Consider the following 20,255-nt stretch of genomic DNA (forward strand, 5'->3'; position numbering starts at 1 on the left):
GTTTTGACGGGGAGAGGGAGTCCATTGAGTTCTGTGGGCGGGACGAGACGCACGCGGCAAACACCGAAATAGTCCCCTCTCCCCGCAATGCGGGGAGAGGGCTAGGGTGAGGGGCATGGCACAATAGTCCAGCATCATCACATTCCCCCGGCGCGCTTGTCCTTCTCACTGCATATCGCTTCGCCATTAACCCTTTTGCCCGAAACACAACGCTCGCCAACCCGCGATTAAACCCTTTTTAACCGACCCGATGATCTGCTTTGCCGACTGATCAACGGGCGGCGCGCTGCAGCGCCGGATTGCCCGCCGGGCGGCGCGGCATAGAGGTCGAGGGTGGATCGATGACATCTGCTGTTGCGGATATTCAGGCAAACAAGCACACCGGGCCGCTGATCGTGCATGTCGTGCGCCAATTCCTGCCGAATAAGGGCGGCCTGGAAGACGTCGTTGCCAACCTCTGCCGCCAGCTGGTTTCCCGCGGCTATCGCGTGCGCGTCGTCACCTGCAACAGCCTGTTTTCCGATCCCGACCGCCAACTGCCGGAACGCGAAACGATCGACGGCATCGAGATCGTCCGCATTCCCTGGTCCGGCTCCAGCCGTTATCCGCTGGCACCCAAGGTCTTCCGCCATCTGGCCGATGCCGACCTCATTCATGTCCATGCCGTCGACTTCTTCTTCGATGCACTGGCATGGGGCAAGCTCATGCATGGGCGCCCCATGGTCGCGACCACGCATGGCGGCTTCTTCCACACGCAGAAATATGCAGCCATTAAAAAGGTCTGGTTCAATACCGCAACGCGGCTGTCCGCGCTCGGCTATGCCTCTCTCATCTGTTGCAGCCAGTCCGACGCGCGCCTCTTTTCCCAGATCGCCGACAGTCGCGTGCACCTGATCGAAAACGGTGCCGATGTCAGCAAGTTTTCAAATTGCGCTGCGCTGGAAGCGCGCCGCCGCGTCGTCACCATCGGCCGTTTCTCGATCAACAAGCGGCTCGATCATCTTCTCGACGTCATGAAGGTGCTCGCGGCCCGCCATGACGACTGGCACCTCGATATTGTCGGCGCCGAGTCTGATCTCGACCGTGCTGGAATGGAAAAGGAAATTGCCGCCCGCAATCTGACGCGCAATGTCGCTCTGCATGTGTCGATCGACGAGGGCTCGATCCGCAACATCATCGCCCGCGCCTCGCTCTTCGCTTCGGCTTCAGAATATGAAGGCTTCGGCCTGGTGGCGATCGAGGCGATGAGCGCCGGATTGCTGCCAGTGCTGAACGTCAACGAGGCCTATAAGGCGATGGCCGAAACCCATCCGGCCCTCATGCTCGCAGATTTCTCAGATCCGGAAGCGGCCGCCGATACCCTGACCGCAGCCTTCGAGCGCCTAGAAGCCGACGATCTGAGCCTGCGGCAGGAATTGCTGCGGGACGCTCGCGCCTATGCATGGAATGAAGTCGCCCAACGCTACATGGATGTCTATGCCGAGACGCTGACGCCGAGAGGCAAATCGCCTCAGCTTCTGCGCCAGCGCGGCCAGGCGGCGTAACCTTCCAGAATGCCCATCAGCCAGGCGCGCTTGTAGCGTGCCGCATCGACGTTGAAACGCGCCAGCGCCGCCAGCCAACCGGCGACCGGACGAAACAGCCGGTAGCCGACATAATACAGCGGAAACGCCTGCTTGCGCATCAGAGCGCCGAAGCCGCGTCCATATTTGCGGGCTCGCTCTACCTGCCGCGGCCCATACTCGCTGGTGACTTGATCATGATGGACGATCAATTCAGGGAAGAACATCGCCTGCCTGCCGGCGCCGAGCGCGCGCAGCAGGAAATCCGCCTCCTCGCCGCTCTGGAACGGCGTTTCCGAGCCGACCCCAAGATTCTCGTCGAAGCCGCCGATATCGGAAAGCGCCGCGCGGCGCCCGAAGATCCCATTGGAATTGCCGCACTTCAGGTAGTTCCAGCGCGTCAGCGCCAGCCGCGTCTCGCCCGTCGGGCTGACAGAAGCGAGACCCTCGGCATCGAGCGTGCGGCCGGTGACGATCGCGAACTCTGGATGGGCCGAAAACAGTGCCGCTGCTGTCGAAAGCGTATCGGCTCCGTACCAGCAATCATCATCGGGAAAGCAGATGTAATCGCCTGCCGCGACGGCCATGCCATTGTTGCGCGCCCGCGAAAGTCCCTTCGGCGAACGGATGTGACGGATCATGAAGGAAGGGGAAAAGCTGTCGATCAACACCCGCAGCCGGTCGTCGGCATTCTGATCGACGACGATTACCTCGAAATCTTTATGACTCTGTTGGGTCAGCGAACGGAACAGCCGCTCCAGCTGATCGAACCGATCGATCGTGCAGACGATGAGGCTGAACAATGAAACCCTCCGCTCAAGCCCTGCGGCCAACATCAGAGAGAAAGAATATTAGCCAAAGTAAAAAACGAACTTATGGCAGCATTAAACCCTAAATATTAAGGCATATGAAATAGAACTGGCGCTATCCCCACGAAAAGCCGGATAGGAGCGAAGTCCCGGCAATTTGAGGAACGGTCAGTCTTCATGACGAAGAGCATAATGGCAAATTCGGTTTTGAACGCCGCGGCGGGATTGACCCTGCTTGCGACCGGCTTTGCCTGTTCGATCATCGCGGCGCGTCTGCTTGGCCCGGAGGCCAACGGCATCATCGCCTTCTCTCTCTGGCTGACGACAACAGGCGCGCTCGTCGCCGAGCTCGGGGCCGGCGTTACCCTGCTGCGCGTCCTGCCGCAGTTGAAGGGAAACGGCTATTCGACGGAAGAGCGGCTGGGCTTTGCCGCTTACCTTCTGCAGCCGACGATTCTCGCAACGGTCATCCTGCTCACCGGCTATGTCGCCTATTATTGGGATACGGAGCGTTTGCACTGGGCGGGCGATGCATCTGAAGTCATAGCCATAACAGGCGTCTTCTTCGTTCTTCAGTCTCTTGGCGCCTATAGCAAGAACTATCTGATCGGCGAGCAGCGGGTCAGCGCGTTCCTGCGCATCACCTTGATAAGTTCGGCGCTGCAACTGGTTACCGTCCTTGCGGGAGCGATCTTCTTTGGTGTCAGCGGCGCACTTGCCGGCTATGCGATCGGCCAGCTGCCGATGTTCATCGCAACGCTGAGAATCGCGATTGCCCGCAAGAACAGCTGTGGTGTCGGCCTTTCCGCTCTCGCCAGTTCGTCGCTCATTCTCTCCATCGAACTCATCAACAGCTCGATCTTCCTCAACCGCATCGAGCTTTTGTTCCTGCAGCGGTACTGGGGCATCGAAGCGGTCGGCTTTTACGCCGTCGGCCTGTCGCTCGCCAACCTGGCGCTGCAGCTACCGGTGCAGTTGAGCGGTAGCCTCTTGCCCTATTATTCCGAGCAGATGCACGCGAGGGAATCGGACAAGCTGCCGGTCGAGGTCTTCGCCGGAGTGGCGCGCAGCATTGCCTATATCACCCTGCCGATGAGTTTCGGTCTGGCGGCCATCTCGCCGAAACTTGTCGTGACGATCTTCGGCCCGGCCTTTGCGCCGAGCGGCGGCATGGTGGCGCTGCTGTCCCTGACTGCCGTGCCCTACGTCTTCATGCAGATCTGCACACAATATCTCTATTCGCTGGATCGCGTGCGCGAACGCACCGTCATCGGCGTCGTCGCCAGCTTCGTCATGGTCGTCGGCTGCGCCGTCGCCGTGCCCTTCTACGGAGGCGAGGGTGCCGCGCTTGTTCGCCTGCTCGCCTTTGTCGCCCTGTGCCTGATGACGGTACGCCGCATGGAATTCGAAGGATCGACGCGCGGTATGCTCATCAACCTTGCAAAAGTCACGGTTGCTGCCATTCTATGCGCGGTTGCAGCCTATGGTTTCGTTCAGGCGCTGACCGGTGTCGCAGGCCTCGTAGGCGCCATCATCGCCGGCGCGCTGGCCTATGGCATTGCGCTCAGACTGCTGAAAGCCGTTCCAGCCGAAGATATCGACGTCATGCAGAAGATCGCGATGCGATTGCCTGCACGCATAAATCCGATTGCCACTCAGGCTCTGGCTCTATTAGCGCCGCGCCGAATGTGAGGAGACGAGCATGGCTGGTTGGGGAGCCGCCGAAAAACAGGACAAGGAAGGGCAGACAAGATCCGCAGCCATCCCGGTAACCTTCGCCGGCACGGTCGGCCTGTTCACATCAGCCGTCAAACCCTCGCGCGGCAGCGCCGTCCTGTTTCTCAGCCCCTGGGGTTTCGAGGAGATGTGCGTCCGCAAGTTCTGGCGGATTCTGGCGGAGGATCTCGCCGATATCGGCATATCGAGCCTTCGCTTCGATTACGCCGGCACGGGCGATGCGCTTGATCTGACCGATGAGGACAAAGCTCTGGAGCCGTGGCATGAAACCGCTCTCGCTGCAGCAGCAAAGCTGAAGGCGCTTTCCGGTTGCGAGCGGCTGATCCTCGTCAGTCAGGGCCTCGGCGGGACCATCGCCGCTGCTCTTGCCGAGCGGCTTGCCGGCATCGACGGCATCGCCTTTCTTGCACCCGTCGTCTCCGGCCGTGCCTATCTGCGCGAACTGACCGTCTGGTCGAAGATGATCGATGAGAGCATGGGGCTTGCCGAAGCGCAGCGCCAGACGGAGGGCGTCACCGTCGCAAGCCTCCGGATGCCCGATAGCGCCGCCGATGCAGTGAAGAAGCTGAACCTCATGACACTGGATCGGCTCGCGACGCCGAGTTGCCTGGTGCTGGCGCGCCCCGGCCGCCCCGGAGACTCCGACTTCGCGCACCATCTCGAAACGCTCGGCCCCGAGGTCACGCAGACTTCCTACGAAGGTTACGACGATCTCGTCTCGAACCCGACCATCGCCACCATGCCGACCGAAACCGGCCGGAAAATAGTCGAATGGGTGCAGTCTGTCGCCGTCGAAACCGGCGATACCGCATCGACCGAACTTACGCCGCCCGTCGCGGAACCTCTCATCGGCGAAGGCTTTCGCGAGACGCCGCTGCGTTTCGGCGCGGACAACCGCCTGTTCGGCATTCTCTGCAAGCCCGAAGGTGCGCGCACTGGCGCGACCGCGCTGCTCCTGACGACGGCCTATGACAGGCACGCCGGCTGGGGCCGGACGTCGGTCACCATGGCGCGCGCGCTTGCCCGCGACGGCATTGCCTCGCTGCGTTTCGATACGGCCAATGTCGGCGACAGCCCGCCGCTTTCCGGCGCCCCCGAACAGGTGCTCTATTCCCGCGAACAGCATCTCGATGTCGCCGAGGCACTGGACCTGCTGGAAAGGCGGGCTCTGCTGCCGGCCTATGTGGTCGGGCGTTGCAGCGGCGGCTATCTCGCCTTTCAGGCAGCATTGCGCGATGCGCGCTGCCGCGGCCTCATCACGGTCAATCCCTACAGCTTCCATTGGGACGAGAGCCGATCGGTCGATGAAGCTCTGCGCTTTGCTCCCCGTTCGCTGGAAACCTATGGGCGCAAACTCCTGCAGATGGAAACGCTGAAGCGGCTCTTCGGCGGCCAAGTCGATGCAAGGAGCGCCATATGCAACATGGCGACCGGGCTCGGTCGGCGGGCGATACGAACGGCTCGCCAACTGCTCGGCGCCTTCCCGATCTTCGCTGCGGCTCAAGGACCTGTGCTGGGTGGTTTCCGCACACTTGCCAAGCGTGGCGTCGATATGTCCCTGATCTACAGCGCCCACGATATCGGGCTCGATCATCTCCATGACGAATTCGGCGAGAACGGTGTCGGATTAAAGCATTTTCCGGACATACGCCTCACCATCATTCCTGAAGCCGACCACAATCTGACCCCGCCCTACGCGCGCAAGGTCTATTTGCGAGAGGTCCGGGAGATGGGTTTGCGGCTCGCCAACCGATGACGCACAGGCTGGAAAACCGCCGGAAATGTTCGCCATATCCGACACTTGCTGTATAGTCGCGCCATGAGGCTCTTGATCGTCGAAGACAACCGCGAACTGGCGTCCTGGCTCGGCAAGGCGCTGCGTCAGGCGCAGTATGTCGTCGACATCGCCTATGATGGCGAAGATGCCGAGCACATGCTGAAAGTCGCAGCTTACGCCATCGTCATCCTCGATCTGTCGCTGCCGAAGATGGACGGGCTGACGCTGCTGAAGCGACTGCGCCAGAGCGGCAACAAGGTGCCCGTCATCATCCTGACCGCCAATGCCAGCCTCGACGGCCGCGTTGCCGGCCTCGACAGCGGCGCCGACGATTATCTGGCGAAACCCTTCGAAATTGCCGAGCTCGAGGCGCGCATACGCGCAGCCGTCCGCCGCGGTCACGACCGCGCCGCTCCGGAGATCGCCGTCGGCGACCTGGTGTTCGATGGCGGCACGCGGCAATTCTCTTTGGCCGGCGAAGCACTGGCGCTGACGCCGCGCGAGCACGCGGTGCTCGAACATCTGATCATGAAGGCAGGCACGACCGTCACCAAGGCGACCCTCTCCGAAAGCGTCTTCGGCTTCGACGATCTCGCCGATACCAGCGCCATCGAGATCTATGTGCATCGCGTCCGCAAAAAGCTCGAAGGCAGCTCCGTGCAGATCGCGACGCTGCGCGGCCTGGGTTATCTCCTTCGCCATGCGCAATGATGAGGCTGCACCACCCAAGGGCCTTGTAAGCCGCGCGCTCGGCGGGGTAGCGAGCAGTCTTCGCGCGCAGCTGTTTGCCTGGGTCGTATTGACCCTGATCGGCGCGATCTGCATCAACCTTTATCTAAGCTTCCGTTCCGCCGATGCGACGGCCGATCTTGTCACCGACCGTACGCTGCTCGCCTCCGCCCGCGTCATCGCGGAAGCGACGCATGTCGACGGAAGCGGCACCGTGCAGATCGATATTCCCCCGGCTGCGCTGGAAATGTTCGATACCGGCTATGGCGACCGCGTTTTTTATCAGGTGATCACGGCATGGGGGAGCCTCATCGCCGGTTTTCCCGATCTGCCACGGCCGAAACGCGACATGATCGGCGAGGACATGACGTTTCGGACCGACGGCGTGCGCGTACTCATGCTGAGCCACCCGGTTGTTGGCCTTGATCAGGACAGCACGATTTCGGTCGCCGTTGCCGTTACTCATAACAGCCAATATGCCATGCGCCGCAGGCTGTGGCTGTCTGATTTCACCAAGCAGCTCGCGCTTGTCCTGCTTGCCGGGCTCGTCACCATCATCGGCCTGCAGCGCGGGCTTGCTCCCGTACTGCGCCTGCGCGACGCCGTGCGCGAGCGTGGCCGCCAGCGTCTCGATCCGCTGGACCCTCACATGGTGCAGAACGAGCTTCGGCCGCTCGTCCACGCCCTCAATGATCACATGGAGCGGGTGCAGAACCAGATGGCGGCGCAGCGCCGCTTCGTCTCGAACGCCGCTCATCAGCTGCGCACACCGCTCGCGCTGATTTCGACGCAGGCGAGCTTTGCTGCGCGTGAAACCGACAATACCAGACGCGACGAGGCACTGACGGCATTGCGTTCGAGCACGCGGCAGGTGACACGCCTTGCCAGCCAGCTTCTGACGCTTTCGCGCGCCGAACCCGGCAGCCGCCGGCCGCGAAACGACACCATCGATCTGGCGGAAACCGCCCGGCGTGTGCTGGAAACCCTCGCCGAGGAAGCCCTGCGCCGGAATATCGATCTTGGGCTCGAAGCGGATGATGACATGGCGGTTCATATCGAGGGCGACGGCACCATGCTGCGCGAAATGCTGGTCAACCTCGTCGACAATGCACTGCGCTACACGCAGGCGGGCGGCCGCGTGACGGTCGGCGTCGGCCGCGACGGCGATACGGCCCTGCTATGGGTCGAGGACAACGGTCCTGGCATCCCCGAAGCGGAACGCGCCCAGGTCTTCGAGCGCTTCTATCGCATCATGGGCACGGAACCGGAGGGAAGTGGCCTCGGTCTCGCCATCGTCCGCGAAGTCGTCGACGGCGCCGGCGGCTCTGTCACGCTTGGCGAGGCGACGGGTGGCGGCCTGCTGGTCCGCGTGCGGCTGCCGGCTGTTTGAAGGTGGGACGGCGTTGATGGCGGGATAGTCCCCTCTTCCCGCATGCGGGGAGAGGGAGTCTACTGTGCCCGCAAAACGAAAAGGCCGGGCGAAACGCCCGGCCCCTGGCCTTGGGAGGTATCAGAAAACCAACGCTTAATGCGTGTCGAGGCTTTGCTGCGGACGCCAGCGGGTGATGCGGTTTTCGATGAGCGTCATCACATATTCGGCGCCGAGCGTAACGACCATCACCAGGATGATCGCGGCATAGAGGCCAGCTGCGTCATATGTACCCTTGGCGATCGAGATCAGGTAGCCGATGCCGGCCAGCGATCCTACGAACTCGCCGACGATCGCGCCGATGATGGCGAAGGAGAAGGAGATGTGCAGGCTTGCAAAAATCCAGCTCATCGCCGAGGGCAGGATGACGTTGCGGGTCACCCGCCAGTTGGAAGCGCCGAGAATGCGGGCATTGGCGATCATGTTGCGGTCGGCTTCGCGAACGCCCTGAAAGGCATTGGCGAACACGACGAAGAACACCATGATAAAGGCCAGCGCTACCTTCGACGCCAGGCCGAGACCCATGATCATCACGAAGATCGGCGCAAGAACGACGCGCGGGATCGAGTTGATCGCCTTGATGTAGATCGAGAGGATGTCGGAGGCGAGCTTGTTGCGACCAAGGGCGACACCGACAAGGACGCCGGTCACCGAGCCGATGATGAAGCCGATCAGCGCTTCTTCCATGGTGACGCCGAGGTGATACCAGAGCGAGCCGCTCTCGGTGCCCTCGGTGATCCACTCCCAGAGGCGCAGTGCGATCCCGTATGGGCTCGAATAGAAGAACGGATCGATCCAGTGCAGGTCGGAGGCGAGCTGCCAGAGACCGAGAATAGCGAGCAGAATGCCGATCTGCCATGCCTTAACGACATACTTGCGGCGAGTGAGTGCCTTCAGCGCTGCGGCTTCGATTTCCGCGTCCGAGGTGCCGGCGCGGAAGATCGGAGCATTGCCTGCTTCGAGAGCTGTATTTGCCATGATCAATCCTCCCTTATGCCGCTTCCGCGGCACGGCGATAGCTGGTTTCGACCTCTTCGCGCAGGTCGTCCCAGATCGTCTTGCAATAATCGATGAAGTTTTGCTCGTAGCGGATCTCCGAGACGACGCGCGGGCGCGGCAGGTCGATCGTGTAGACCGATTTGACCGTCGCCGGGCCGGCCGTCAGCACATAGACCTTGTCGGCGAGTGCAACGGCTTCTTCGAGATCGTGCGTCACGAAGACGACGGAAGCCTGGCGTTCGGCCCAGAGCTTCAGAAGCTCCTCATGCATGACCGTGCGGGTCTGCACGTCGAGCGCCGAGAAGGGCTCGTCCATCAGCAGGATTTCCGGCTCGTTGATAAAGGTCTGCGCCAGCGAGACGCGCTTGCGCATGCCGCCCGAGAGCTGATGCGGATAGTGATGCAGAAACTTGGAAAGGCCGACACGGGCAAGCCAGTCCTTGGCCATCTTCTCGGCCTCGGCCTTCGACTTGCCGCGGAACAGAGGGCCGGCCATGACATTTTCGATGACATTCTGCCAGGGGAAGAGCGCATCCGTCTGGAAGGCGAAGCCGACGCGCCGGTCGATGCCGTTGACCGGGCCACCCATCAGGCGGACTTCGCCGGCGCTCGGCTTGGCAAGGCCGGTGACGAGATTGAGCGTCGTCGACTTGCCGCAGCCCGTCGGCCCGACAACCGCGACGAACTCGCCGCGCTCGACGGTCATGTTGAAATCGCGCAGTGCGGTCAGCGACTTGCCGGTCGGCGATACGAAACGGCGGCTGACATTGATGAGCTCTATCGCCGGGGTACGGCGTTCATCCTGTTGCATGGTGCTGATCCTGACGCGTGCCTTCAGGGCGTGCACGCAAAGCCCAGTGAACTGCAAAGTCTCTTGAACCACCGCTTCCGGAACCTGTCTGAAAACTGGCCGGAAGCGGCGTTCTGACTGTTTACTTGACGTTCTTCACGAATTCCGTCGTGTAGGTCTTCGACAGGTCGATCGTCTTGCCCTTGACGTTCTTGGAGAACTGCGAGAGCACGGCGAGAACGGTCTTCGGACCATCTTCCGGCATCACACCGTCGGCGGTGAACATTTCCTTGCCGGCGTCGAGAGCCTTGATGTAGCCGTCCTTGTCACCGACGTAGAAGTCCTTAGGCATCTTCTCGGCAATTTCAGCGGCGGAATGCGTATGGATGAAGCGCAGCGTCTTGACGAAAGCGTTCGCGAGCTTCTGCACTTCTTCCTTATGAGCGTCGACCCATGCGGCATCCATATAGAGCGAGGCCGCCGGATAGGTACCGCCGAGCGCCTCTTCGGTGCCCTTCAGCGTGCGCAGATCGACGAGGATCTTCGCTTCGCCGGTCTTGAGCAGGCGCGAAATCGTCGGCTCGGTGGTCATGCCCACCTGGATGGCGTCCTGCTGCATGGCGGCGATGAAAGTCTGACCGGCGCCGACCGGAACAGGCGTGATGTCAGCCGGCGAGAGGCCTGCCTTCGACGCCATGTAAAGCGTCAGGAAGTTCGTCGACGAGCCGAGGCCGGTGACGCCGGCGCGCTTGCCCTTCAGGTCGGCGAAGGATTTGATATCGGGATACTTGGCCGAAACCAGCTCGACTTCGCCCGGAGCCTGGCTGAACTGCACGACGGACTTGATGAACTTGCCCTTGGCCTGCAGGTCGACGCAGTGGTCGTAGAAGCCGACGACACCCTGAACGGCGCCTGCCAGCAGCTGGTTTTCGGCATCGACGCCGGCGGATTCGTTGAGAAGCTCGACCTCGAGGCCTTCATCCTTGAAGTAACCGAGCCCTTCGGCAAGCTTGGCCGGCAGATAGATCTGCTTTTCGTAGCCGCCCACCATGATGGAAATCTTGTCGGCAGCATTGGCGGCCGTGGCTGCAAGGGAAGCAGCGGTTATGACAAGGGAAAGGGCTACGGTATGAAAAAACGTGCGCGATGGACGCATCAATGTCTCCTCCTGTTTTATTCTTGCGCCACACGACGCTCTGGAAAGGCGCTTCCTCCACGAAGCTCAACGAGACTAGCGCGGGCAACCTTTCAGTCAGCTTTCAGTGCGCAACCCTACGAGGGAACATTGCGATTTTATTAACGCGGACGCCGGCGGCTCGATATGCCGCCGGCACCCGAAACGCTACGGCGCACTATTTGGCGTTCTTGACGAATTCCGTCGTGTAGGTCTTCGACAGATCGATCGCCTTGCCCTGCACGTTCTTGGAGAACTCGGAAAGCACGGCAAGAACGGTTTTCGGGCCATCTTCCGGCATCACGCCATCGGGCGTGAACATCGCCTTGCCGTTTTCAAGCGCCTTCACATAGCCTTCCTTGTCGCCGACATAGAAGTCTTTCGGCATCTTGTCGGCGATCTCGGCGGCCGAATGCGTGTTGATGAAATGCAGCGTCTTGACGAAAGCATTCGCAAGCTTCTGCACCTCATCCTTGTGATCCTTGACCCAAGACTCCTGCATATAAAGAGACGCCGCAGGATAGGTCCCACCCAGAGCGGCCCTTGTTCCGTCCATCGTGCGCATGTCGATCAGAACCTTGGCCTCACCGGTCTTCAGGAGACGCGAGACCGTCGGCTCGGTCGTCATGCCGGCCTGGATGGCATCCTGCTGCATGGCGGCGATGAAGGTCTGGCCGGCACCAACCGGAACGGAGGTGAATTCCCCCAGCTTCAGGCCGGCCTTGATGGCCAGATACTGCGTCAGGAAGTTGGTCGAGGAGCCGAGACCCGTGACGCCGAGGCTCTTGCCCTTGAAATCGGCGGGGGATTTGATTTCCGGATGCTTAGTCGACACCAGCTCGACTTCGCCCGGCGCCTGGCTGAACTGCACGACGGATTCGACGAACTTGCCCTTGCCCTGCAGGTCGATGCAATGGTCATAAAAGCCGACGACGCCCTGGACGGCGCCTGCGAGCATTTCGTTTTCCGCATCAACGCCTGCAGGCTCGTTGAGAAGCTCAACGTTCAGCCCCTGCTCCTTGAAATAGCCAAGCCCTTCGGCAAGCTTGGCCGGCAGATAGATCTGCTTTTCGTAACCGCCCACCATGATGGAAATCTTGTCAGCGGCGTTGGCGGCAGTGGCAGCAAATCCGGCTGCGGCTATCGCAATGGAAAAAGCCGTCGAATATCTGAGAATGCTGGATGCACGCATGAAGTCCTCCTCTCCAATTGTGTACCGGCGCCGATTGACAACGGCGCGGCACGCGCTTCCTCCTGAAGCAGGAGAGACATGCACGCCCAACCTTTCATTGAACTGAAAGCAAGTTCTTGACTACCGTCTGCTGGCTTCGAATGTCTGCGGTTTTCCGCAGCGGCGACGGAAAGCCCGATTTCCGTACAACGGGAAGCATTCCTCCATCTTGGCATTTCCCGCATCGCGACTATCTAAGATGGAACGCTTTCGTTGGGAGGGATCACCGATGAGGACCATTGCCGCAGCCCTTGTCCTGATGATGATCACGGTAACCGGGCCGGCATGGGCGATTTCCCGCTACGAGTCGCTCGGCAAGACGTGCGCATCGGTGCAGCAACTTATCGCGGAGGAACGGGCGGTGATACTACGCTATCCGTCCTCCGGTGGCGGCCCCGTTCTTTACGACCGCTATGTGGCCGGCCGCGGGCAATGCAGCATCTCCGACTATGCCAGCCGCGCTTATGTTCCCACCAGGGATAACCCGCTCTGCCCTGTCTACAGTTGCAAGCCATCCTCCATTTTCAATCCGCATTGACGCGAATCAGCTTTTCTGAGGTTTATGCGAGGGTGGATTATAAACTTTGCGGCAAAAGACTTTTAGTTGAGTTACACTCATATTTAACGCACATTTTGCGGGCAGATGAAGGACGCGTCCCTTCCTGAGAAGGGTACGAGCATGGTGTTTCCACCAGCCCCTAAGTGATAAGGAGATTGCGCCGTGAGTGCAAAAGTACCGAATCCGATCGATGCCTATGTAGGCTCTCGCGTGCGCACGCGCCGTCTCATGCTTGGCATGAGCCAGGAGCGGCTTGCCGAACAGATCGGTGTGACGTTTCAGCAGGTGCAGAAATACGAAAAGGGCACCAATCGCATCGGCGCCAGCCGACTGCAGGCCATTGCGGGTGTGCTGGCCGTACCGGTTGCCTTCTTCTTCCAGCAGGACAATTCGCAGCCGCTGAACACCGATGGCCTCGGCGCGATCAATGGTCTGGAGGATCTGTCGGACTTCCTGACATCGAAAGAAGGCCTCAGCCTCAACAAGGCGTTCATGAAGATCAACGATCCCAGCGTTCGCCAGTCCGTGCTGACGTTGATCAAGTCCTTGGCAAACGCTTCCGACATTCTGCCGAATCATATTCCGCATGCAGCGGACGCGTCGGTCGGCCTGCGCAACTGAGGCTGCCGCTCCCGCGAGAATGACGATGCGGTCGACCCGAGGCAGGCCGAAAATTGCTGCTTTGGGCCGGCGCAGGATTATTGCCAACAACTGCGGTGCGGGCCGGTCCGGCCAGTCAAGCGATCGACGCCGAGATTGCGCCTCGTTGCAATTTTCTCCGTGCCTGACCTTTGGAGGCGATAAGAGCGGAATTTGCCGCAACCAAGCATCGTGTCACGCTGCATGTCACGCGCCAAGCTGCAAAACTTCCGTTACGGTTTGCTCATGTTCCCGGCTAGACACGATTCGTCTGCCGGGAACGGGGGCAATAGAGGGTACGAAATGACAGCAGCACTTCCGATCGACGCAGCATACCAGGATCCTGACTCGCTCAAGGAACTGGCATCAATCGCTCGGCTCATCACCTATGCACGGCAAAGCGCCAAAAACCTGAACGCTGAATTCCCGGTCTGGTGCCTGGACTTGGCACTCGGGGCCGTGTTGCAGGAAATGTATGAAAATGGCTTGCCCAATCCCTTGTTCGAAAAGGGAACGGACACAGCAAAAGTGGTGGCACACTGAATTTAAATAATTCCGGCCTTTGCCGGATGTGAAATGATGCCGGTATGGCTCCCCAGGCCATGTCGGCATTTTCTTGTGAGGCGACCGTCAGGACGACGAGGTTATCGCATGCCGGGTGGAAGCTAAAGCACTTCCAGGAAAAGTGCGCAGCGGTTTTCCGTCAGGAATGCGTTGGGAAATAAGAGCATAGAGCGTTTTCCCGATTCAAAGAAAAGTGGAAACGCTCTAACGGCGCGGTTTAGCAGCCGTCCTTGCGCGGCCGGACGCCGGCGGTAAAGATTGCGATGCAATGACGCAGATGGCGCAGCCGCATTTCGCGGTCCGTCCAATCCTTCGGACGGCCCGGCCTCGAGATCATCGCATCGAAGATCATGCTCATCAGCATACGCGCGCCGCTTGACGCATCGGCAACCTCGATCACGCCGCGCCGCTGCTGCTCGAGAAGCCAATCCGCCAACATCAGCTGCGATTGCTTGCCGCCGTAAGTATGCAGCAACATCGCGATCTCCGGAGATTGTTGCGATTCACTGATGGCGAGATGAATAAAAGCGTCCCGTTCACGCTCCTGATCTTCATCGATATCGATCATGAATATCTGCTCGAGCGCCTTGTCGAACGGCAGGTTTTCATCCTCTGGCCGCGGCAGGGCCAGCATGGATGCGCGATGCTCGGCGATGATGGCTACAAACAGATCGGTCTTGCTCGGAAACAGCCTATAGAGGGTCTGCTTCGAAATCCGGCATCGCGTGGCAACCAAATCCATGGTTGTACCGGCATATCCGAGTTCGTAGAAGATCGCTCGCGCCTCTCTGACGATCTCAGCGCGGCGCTCATCGTCGCTCACGGTTTTCGGACGGCCGCGCGGGCGGCGCGTGGCAGCCTGGTCGGCCTTGGCTGTTCGTTCCTTTGTCAGCACATCGAATTTACCCCAACAACCGAATACGATTGACATTTGACGCTGTATAAATATTTTCGGTACGACTTGGTACTATAAATAAGGCAACAGGAAATAGCAACGTGCGAAAGCTCGCTCCTCCCACTTCTGCACTCGTATATCCGCCGACATCCAATCGCGTTTCAGCCGGCCGCTCGTCGCTGACCGCCGCAGGATTGATCGCTGCGATGTTACTGGCCGGCTGCAACCAGCAGAATTCCGCGCAGAGCAATGCGCCGGTCGTAAAGACAGAAGTCAGCGCGATGTCGCTGCATCCGCAATCCGTCGCCATCACCGCCGAACTGCCTGGCCGCACCAGCGCCTATCTTGTCGCCGAAGTGCGGCCGCAGGTCGGCGGCATCATTCGCAGCCGCAATTTCAAGGAAGGCAGCGAAGTCAAGGAAGGCGACGTACTTTACGAGATCGATCCGTCCTCTTACCAGGCATCCTATGACAGCGCCGCCGCGGCCTTGCAAAAGGCCCAAGGCGCCTTGCCGAGTGCCCAGTCGAAGGTCGATCGCTACAAGAGCCTCACTCAGCAGGACGCGGTCAGCAAGCAGAACCTCGACGACGCGATTTCAACATTGGCCCAGGCCAATGCCGACGTCGCATCCGCAAAGGCTGCGCTGGAAACGGCGCGCATCAATCTCGACTACACCAAGATGCGCGCGCCGATCGGCGGCCGCGTCGATGCCTCCACGGTCACGGTCGGCGCTCTCGTCACCGCCGATCAGACGACGGCGCTGACAACAATCCGTCAGCTCGATCCGATCAATGTCGATGTCACGCAGTCGAGCACCAACCTGCTCGAATTTCGCCGCGCCGTCGCGGAAGGCCGGCTGAAGACTAGCGGCAACAATGTTTCGGTTCACCTGACACTCGAAGACGGCAGCCAATACAAGGAAACCGGCACGCTGCAGTTTGCCGAATCCTCCGTTGCGGAAACGGTCGGCACGATCACCGTCCGCGCTGTCTTCCCAAATCCGGATCGCATCCTGCTGCCGGGCATGTATGTTCGCGCCACCATACAGGAAGGCATTGCCGAAAACAGCTTTGTGGTGCCTCAGCGCGCCGTGACCCGCAACACGAAGGGCGAACCGATCGCAATGTTCGTGACTGCGGAGGGCAAGGTACAGCAGCGGGTGTTGAAGGTGGAACGCAGCATCGGCAATAGCTGGCTTGTCAACCAGGGCGTCGCCGACGGCGATCGCGTGATCGTCGAAGGCGTTCAGCGCGTCCGCGACGGTCAGGAAGTCACCGTATCGCCGGTAACGATCGACGATGCGACCGGCGAAGTGAAGCAGGCCGCCGCCGATGGCAAGCCGTCTGCCGAGCAGGCCGGGCTGGAAAAGACCGATATGAAAGCCGCCTCCGGCGTCCAGAAGTGAGGTTAGACGATGTCTCGTTTTTTCATCGACAGGCCGATCTTTGCCTGGGTGATCGCCATCGTCATCATGCTGGCGGGCGCACTTTCGATCTTCACCCTGTCGATTTCGCAATATCCGCAAATCGCGCCGACGACGGTCAGCATCAGCGCCACCTATTCCGGGGCTGACGCGGCGACCGTCGAAAACTCGGTGACCAAGGTCATCGAGCAGGGCATGACGGGTATCGACAACCTCGACTACATGACCTCGACCTCGACCTCGACGGGTCAGGCCTCGATTTCGTTGACCTTCACCAACAAGGCCGATCCCGACGTCGCGCAGATGCAGGTGCAGAACAAGCTGCAGCTCGTCACCGCACAGCTGCCGCAGACCGTGCAATCCACGGGCATCGTGGTTTCCAAGTCGACGTCGAACTTCCTGATGGTCGTGGGCTTCGTATCGACCGACGGCAAGCTTAACTCGAACGACCTTGCCGACTACGTCGACAGCACCCTAAATGACACGCTGAAGCGCATCGAAGGCGTGGGCAACACGCAGATCTTCGGTTCCGGCTACGCCATGCGCATCTGGGTCGATCCGGACAAGCTCGCCAAATACCAGCTGATGACGTCGGATGTCGTCTCTGCCATCCAGGCCCAGAACTCGCAGGTCTCGGCCGGCCAGCTCGGTGCATTGCCGCAGCGCAAAGGCCAGGAGCTCAATGCGACGGTCACGGCCAAGAGCCGTCTGCAGACGCCCGAGCAGTTCAACAACATCATCCTCAAGAGCCAGCCGAACGGTTCGCTGGTTCGCCTGAATGACGTCGCCTCGGTCGAACTCGGCGCCAAGAGCTACACGACGTCGAGTACCTATAACGGTCATCCCTCCGCCGGCCTGGCGGTGATGCTGGCCTCGGGCGCCAACGCCATCAATACGGCGGAAGCGGTTCGCACGACCATCAACAATCTCAGCCAGACGCTGCCGCCGAATGTAGAGATCGTCTATCCCTACGATACGACACCCTTCGTGAAGCTATCGATCGAGGACGTGGTCAAGACGCTGTTCGAAGCCATCGTGCTCGTCTTCATCGTCATGTTCGTCTTCCTGCAGAACATCCGCGCCACGCTCATCCCGACGCTCGCCGTCCCTGTCGTGCTTCTCGGCACCTTCGGCGTGCTGGCGCTGTTCGGATATTCGATCAATACATTGACCATGTTCGGCATGGTGCTCGCCATCGGCCTGCTTGTGGACGATGCCATCGTCGTCGTCGAGAATGTCGAGCGCGTGATGGAGGAAGAGGGATTGTCGCCGCGCGAAGCGACGATCAAGTCGATGCAGGAAATCACCGGCGCGCTGATCGGTATCGCCACCGTGCTTTCGGCCGTGTTCATCCCGATGGCCTTCTTCTCGGGTTCGGTGGGTGTCATCTACCGGCAGTTCTCGGTGACGATCGTCTCCGCGATGGTGTTGTCCGTCATCGTTGCTCTCATCCTGACGCCCGCGCTTTGCGCCACCATTTTGAGAAAGCCCAAGCACGGCGCCAGAGAGCGCGGTCTGTTTGGCTGGTTCAATCGCAACTTCGAGCGGGCGACGCATCGCTACCAGCGCGGCGTACACGGCATGATCCGCCTCAGCATCGTCTTCCTGCTGGTATTCGTCCTCATTGGCGGCGCCGTCGCCTATCTATTCAACCGCCTGCCGAGCTCCTTCCTGCCGGATGAAGACCAGGGCATCCTGCTGACCGCCATTCAGCTGCCGCCGGGCGCCACGGATTCACGCACCAAGGCCGTGCTCGAGCAGGTGAGGAACTATTACCTCAACACCGAGAAGGACTATGTCGAAGGCGCATTCGCCGTCGCCGGCTTCGGCTTCAGCGGTCAGGGCCAGAATGTCGGCCTCGTTTTCGTGAGGCTGAAGGACTTCGACCTGCGCAAGACGCCGCAATCCAAGGCGCAAGCGATCGCGCGCCGCGCGATGGGTGCTTTCTCGAAAATCAAGGACGGCAACGTCTTTGCGCTGGCGCCGCCGGCCATCCCCGGCTTCGGCAGCTCGAGCGGCTTCGACTTCTTCATCAAGGACATCAACGGTGCCGGTCACGCGGCACTGATCGCTGCCCGCAACCAGTTGCTCGGGGCTGCCGGCAAGAATCCGAAGCTCGCCGGCACCCGTCCGAACGGCCAGGAAGATACGCCGCAATTCTCCTTGAACATCGACGAGGAAAAGGCGAGCGCTCTGAATATCAGCCTGGCCGATATCGACTCGACCCTGTCGACCGCCTGGGGCGGCACCTATGTCAACGACTTCATCGACCGCGGTCGTGTGAAGCCCGTCTATGTTCAGGCCAACAAGGATTTCCGCATGCAGCCCGAGGATTTCGGTCGCTGGTACGTGCGCAATTCCAGCGGCGACATGGTGCCCTTCTCGGCCTTCTCGAACGGCGAATGGAATTACGGTTCGCCGCGCCTGGAGCGCTATAACGGCTCCTCCGCCGTCGAAATCCAGGGTGCGGCCGCGCCGGGCGTCTCCTCGGGCGACGCCATGAACGAGATCGACAAGATCATGGCGACCCTGCCGCAGGGCTTCAGCCACGAATGGACGAGCCTCTCGGCCCAGGAAAAGCTCTCGGGCAACCAGGCGACCCAACTCTACGCCATCTCCATCCTGGTGGTGTTCCTGGCACTCGCCGCCCTCTATGAGAGCTGGTCGATCCCCCTCGCCGTCATGCTGTCGGTGCCGATCGGCATCTTCGGCGCGCTCTTGGCTGCAACCCTGTTTGGCCAGTCGAACGACGTCTACTTCAAGGTCGGCCTTTTGACGACCATAGGTCTGGCGGCGAAGAACGCCATCCTGATCGTCGAATTCGCCATCGAGCAGCAGAACCAGGGCAAGAACCTGATCGACGCTACGCTGGAAGCATCGCGCCAGCGCCTGCGGCCGATCCTGATGACCTCGCTTGCCTTTATCCTCGGCGTCATGCCGCTGGCGATCGCCAACGGGGCAGGTTCCGGTAGCCAGAACTCGATCGGCATCGGCGTCATGGGCGGCATGATCTCGGCAACCGTGCTCGGCATCTTCTTCATCCCGCTGCTCTTTGTCGCCGTCCGCCGTGTCTTCAAGGGCAATGTTCGGTCGACGGCAGTGCCGGAGGCCGCCAACCCTGACGTGGCGCATTAAGGCCTTTCCACTCGCTCTCTCGAAAGAAAGAGCGAGTGGAAATCTCGATCGGGCATCGGATGCTTCGTCTTGATTTGCCAAGTTTGTCATCAATGATTAATATGCAATCATTGATGACAGGGTATTTTTATGGCCAGTATGACGATCCGCAACATCGACGATCATTTAAAGACCCGGCTGCGCATTCGCGCCGCTGCACACGGGCGATCGATGGAGGATGAGGCGCGAGACATTCTGCGGGCCGCCTTGTCGACGGAAGAAAAGCGTCAGCCCAATTTAGCCGAGACAATCCGTCGTCGCATGGCTGCAAGTGGTGGAGTCGTGCTGGATATTGCCCCACGCGAACCAATCCGCCCGGTCGATCTCGATCCATGATCATTCTCGACACGAATGTCATTTCGGAACTATTGGGACCATCACCATCGCCAGTAGTTGAAGCTTGGCTCGCTGCCCAGCCCCCTCTCGCCATCTTTACGACGGCAACGACACAGGCGGAAATCCTTTACGGTCTCCGGCTATTGCCTGCGGGCCGACGCCGAAGCGAATTGGAAGCTGCTATTCTCCCGATATTCGAAGAGGATTTCGCCGGAAGAGTCCTCCCCTTCGATAGCGAAGCCGCGGGAGTTTATTCCTTCATTGCGACATCGCGGCGTCGGGCCGGCAAACCGATCAGCCAGTTCGATGCCCAGATCGCCGCAATTGCAGCGTCGCGAGGAGCAACCCTTGCAACCCGCAACGTGTCGGATTTCCTGGACACCGGAATAGCTGTCGTCAATCCTTGGGACTATCGGGGCTGATCCGG

The 20,255-nt window shown here is 60.4% G+C and carries 18 protein-coding genes; 12 read left to right on the top strand and 6 right to left on the bottom strand.

Annotation, left to right across the window (positions count from 1 at the left end):
* Nucleotides 1-341: 341 nt before the first annotated feature.
* The gene (locus AC13RE_RS15515) at nt 342-1,544 is read left to right on the top strand and encodes a glycosyltransferase family 4 protein (RefSeq protein WP_488563582.1); all 1,203 of its coding nucleotides are present in this window, start codon (nt 342-344) and stop codon (nt 1,542-1,544) included.
* On the opposite strand, the gene AC13RE_RS15520 is transcribed toward AC13RE_RS15515, so the two are convergent.
* Nucleotides 1,511-2,365 (bottom strand): glycosyltransferase family 2 protein, encoded by an 855-nt coding sequence (locus AC13RE_RS15520; protein ID WP_488563583.1) that lies wholly within the window; start codon nt 2,363-2,365, stop codon nt 1,511-1,513. The two genes, AC13RE_RS15515 and AC13RE_RS15520, sit on opposite strands and share 34 nt — an antisense overlap.
* Nucleotides 2,366-2,563: 198 nt before the next feature.
* Here AC13RE_RS15520 and AC13RE_RS15525 point away from each other — a divergent pair, with 198 nt between their 5' ends.
* The 4 genes from AC13RE_RS15525 (at nt 2,564) to AC13RE_RS15540 (ending at nt 8,004) form a co-directional block, all read left to right on the top strand.
* Nucleotides 2,564-4,063, top strand: a complete 1,500-nt coding sequence (locus tag AC13RE_RS15525; RefSeq protein ID WP_488563584.1) for a lipopolysaccharide biosynthesis protein — start codon at nt 2,564-2,566, stop codon at nt 4,061-4,063.
* A 10-nt stretch (nt 4,064-4,073) separates the two neighbouring features.
* Nucleotides 4,074-5,864 carry an alpha/beta fold hydrolase gene (locus tag AC13RE_RS15530; RefSeq protein ID WP_488563585.1) on the top strand — a complete coding sequence of 597 codons (1,791 nt, stop codon included), beginning with the start codon at nt 4,074-4,076 and terminating at the stop codon, nt 5,862-5,864.
* Between the two features lie 63 nt (nt 5,865-5,927).
* Nucleotides 5,928-6,596 (top strand): response regulator, encoded by a 669-nt coding sequence (locus AC13RE_RS15535; protein WP_112724232.1) that lies wholly within the window; start codon nt 5,928-5,930, stop codon nt 6,594-6,596.
* Nucleotides 6,586-8,004 (top strand): sensor histidine kinase, encoded by a 1,419-nt coding sequence (locus AC13RE_RS15540; protein WP_488563586.1) that lies wholly within the window; start codon nt 6,586-6,588, stop codon nt 8,002-8,004. Before AC13RE_RS15535 ends, AC13RE_RS15540 begins: the two co-directional genes overlap by 11 nt.
* 135 nt (nt 8,005-8,139) lie before the next feature.
* On the opposite strand, the gene AC13RE_RS15545 is transcribed toward AC13RE_RS15540, so the two are convergent.
* From AC13RE_RS15545 to AC13RE_RS15560, 4 genes are all read right to left on the bottom strand, one after another.
* Nucleotides 8,140-9,021: an ABC transporter permease gene (locus tag AC13RE_RS15545; RefSeq protein ID WP_132719974.1), complete on the bottom strand. Its 882-nt coding sequence runs from the start codon at nt 9,019-9,021 to the stop codon at nt 8,140-8,142.
* Nucleotides 9,022-9,034: 13 nt separating this feature from the next.
* On the bottom strand, nt 9,035-9,853 hold the full coding sequence (locus AC13RE_RS15550; protein WP_015341540.1) for an ABC transporter ATP-binding protein: 819 nt from the start codon (nt 9,851-9,853) through the stop codon (nt 9,035-9,037).
* 121 nt (nt 9,854-9,974) lie between these two features.
* The gene (locus AC13RE_RS15555; RefSeq protein ID WP_488563587.1) at nt 9,975-10,988 is read right to left on the bottom strand and encodes an ABC transporter substrate-binding protein; all 1,014 of its coding nucleotides are present in this window, start codon (nt 10,986-10,988) and stop codon (nt 9,975-9,977) included.
* A 196-nt stretch (nt 10,989-11,184) separates the two neighbouring features.
* A complete protein-coding gene (locus AC13RE_RS15560; protein ID WP_488563588.1) occupies nt 11,185-12,198 on the bottom strand; it encodes an ABC transporter substrate-binding protein in 1,014 nt (337 codons plus the stop codon).
* Between the two features lie 268 nt (nt 12,199-12,466).
* Here AC13RE_RS15560 and AC13RE_RS15565 point away from each other — a divergent pair, with 268 nt between their 5' ends.
* The 3 genes from AC13RE_RS15565 (at nt 12,467) to AC13RE_RS15575 (ending at nt 13,978) form a co-directional block, all read left to right on the top strand.
* A complete protein-coding gene (locus AC13RE_RS15565; RefSeq protein WP_488563589.1) occupies nt 12,467-12,775 on the top strand; it encodes a hypothetical protein in 309 nt (102 codons plus the stop codon).
* 183 nt (nt 12,776-12,958) lie between these two features.
* Nucleotides 12,959-13,417 (top strand): helix-turn-helix domain-containing protein, encoded by a 459-nt coding sequence (locus AC13RE_RS15570; protein WP_132719971.1) that lies wholly within the window; start codon nt 12,959-12,961, stop codon nt 13,415-13,417.
* 321 nt (nt 13,418-13,738) lie between these two features.
* On the top strand, nt 13,739-13,978 hold the full coding sequence (locus tag AC13RE_RS15575) for a hypothetical protein (RefSeq protein ID WP_015341545.1): 240 nt from the start codon (nt 13,739-13,741) through the stop codon (nt 13,976-13,978).
* 238 nt (nt 13,979-14,216) lie between these two features.
* Here AC13RE_RS15575 and AC13RE_RS15580 read toward each other — a convergent pair whose 3' ends face one another.
* Complete coding sequence (locus AC13RE_RS15580; protein ID WP_488563590.1) at nt 14,217-14,930, bottom strand: TetR/AcrR family transcriptional regulator; 714 nt, start codon at nt 14,928-14,930, stop codon at nt 14,217-14,219.
* Nucleotides 14,931-14,995: 65 nt separating this feature from the next.
* Here AC13RE_RS15580 and AC13RE_RS15585 point away from each other — a divergent pair, with 65 nt between their 5' ends.
* The 4 genes from AC13RE_RS15585 (at nt 14,996) to AC13RE_RS15600 (ending at nt 20,250) form a co-directional block, all read left to right on the top strand.
* On the top strand, nt 14,996-16,300 hold the full coding sequence (locus AC13RE_RS15585) for an efflux RND transporter periplasmic adaptor subunit (RefSeq protein ID WP_488563591.1): 1,305 nt from the start codon (nt 14,996-14,998) through the stop codon (nt 16,298-16,300).
* A gap of 9 nt (nt 16,301-16,309) precedes the next feature.
* Complete coding sequence (locus AC13RE_RS15590; RefSeq protein WP_488563592.1) at nt 16,310-19,453, top strand: efflux RND transporter permease subunit; 3,144 nt, start codon at nt 16,310-16,312, stop codon at nt 19,451-19,453.
* Between the two features lie 129 nt (nt 19,454-19,582).
* Nucleotides 19,583-19,828 carry a FitA-like ribbon-helix-helix domain-containing protein gene (locus AC13RE_RS15595; protein WP_015341549.1) on the top strand — a complete coding sequence of 82 codons (246 nt, stop codon included), beginning with the start codon at nt 19,583-19,585 and terminating at the stop codon, nt 19,826-19,828.
* Nucleotides 19,825-20,250: a PIN domain-containing protein gene (locus AC13RE_RS15600; protein ID WP_488563593.1), complete on the top strand. Its 426-nt coding sequence runs from the start codon at nt 19,825-19,827 to the stop codon at nt 20,248-20,250. The genes AC13RE_RS15595 and AC13RE_RS15600 overlap by 4 nt, the downstream gene beginning before the upstream one ends.
* The last annotated feature ends 5 nt before the right edge of the window (nt 20,251-20,255 follow it).

The sequence above is a fragment of the Martinezella sp. CNPSo 3959 genome, assembly GCF_057784355.1.